This is a genomic window from Prochlorococcus marinus (assembly GCF_001180245.1).
Lineage (GTDB): Bacteria > Cyanobacteriota > Cyanobacteriia > PCC-6307 > Cyanobiaceae > Prochlorococcus_A > Prochlorococcus_A marinus_F.
On sequence record NZ_CVSV01000112.1, the window covers coordinates 1 to 203 of the forward strand.

The 203-nt window shown below is 37.4% G+C and carries 1 pseudogene; it reads left to right on the forward strand.

Going from position 1 to position 203, the window contains the following annotated elements:
- Positions 1–203 (forward strand): annotated as a pseudogene (locus AMO19_RS04170) (UDP-N-acetylglucosamine 1-carboxyvinyltransferase); the annotation flags it as partial.

Consider the following 203-nt stretch of genomic DNA (forward strand, 5'->3'; position numbering starts at 1 on the left):
CGAATAGAAGCTGGAACTTTTCTAATAGCTGCTGCTGCCACTTCCTCTTCAATAACAATTTCTCCAGTAATCCCTCATCATCTTGAAGCTGTCACTAATAAACTTCAAGAGAGTGGGAGTAAAATTACGATTAAAGGTAATTCGATTTCTATCAAGAGTAAAGAGATTAAAGGAGTAGATATTGAAACAGCTCCTTTCCCAGG